The sequence below is a fragment of the Stenotrophomonas sp. HMWF023 genome, from assembly GCF_003060985.1.
GTDB lineage: Bacteria > Pseudomonadota > Gammaproteobacteria > Xanthomonadales > Xanthomonadaceae > Stenotrophomonas > Stenotrophomonas lactitubi.
This window is the reverse complement of sequence record NZ_QAIJ01000285.1, coordinates 8,843-9,347: the sequence shown is the minus strand read 5'-3', so window position 1 is coordinate 9,347 and position 505 is coordinate 8,843. Positions and strand designations below refer to the sequence as shown.

1 protein-coding gene and 1 pseudogene are annotated in these 505 nt (G+C 69.3%); one reads left to right on the top strand and one right to left on the bottom strand.

Annotation, left to right across the window (positions count from 1 at the left end):
- Positions 1-192: DUF3011 domain-containing protein (locus DBR20_RS16205; RefSeq protein WP_146187036.1), on the top strand; the 192-nt coding region annotated here is incomplete at its 5' end.
- 112 nt (positions 193-304) lie between these two features.
- On the opposite strand, the pseudogene DBR20_RS23370 reads toward DBR20_RS16205, so the two are convergent.
- Positions 305-505 (bottom strand): annotated as a pseudogene (locus DBR20_RS23370) (hypothetical protein); the annotation flags it as partial.

The following is a 505-nucleotide window of genomic DNA, read 5'->3' as shown; positions in this document are numbered from 1 at the left end:
AGCAACTACACCGTGACCTGCAGCAGCAACAACAACCGCCAGCAGAGCTGCAACTGGGATGAACGCCAGGGCCGGCCGGTGCTGCAGCAGCAGCTGTCCGGCAGTGCCTGCCAGGAAGGCCGGACCTGGGGTTACTCGCGCGGCAACGTGTGGGTCAGCAATGGCTGCCGGGCGCGCTTCGGCACGCGTTGAGGGGTAGCGCCGGGCCATGCCCGGCGAGCGCAGCGGCAGGGTCTCCGCTTGAAAGCCGCCGGGCATGGCCCGGCGCTACCGGGCTGTCCGCGGCAGCATGCCAGGGCGCCGATCAGGGTGCCGGCGCCGCTGCATCACCCCAGGGCGCAGGCGGCAGCGCGACCGGCTTGCTGAGGTCGAACTGGACCCGGAATCGACGGCCCTCCGGACGGGTCAGCTCGTAGACGAAGCGCTGATCCGGCTCGATCTCCATCGCCCAGGTGTTGTGGGTTGAAGCCAGCATGTCGGCACGACGGAACATCGCCACCGATTC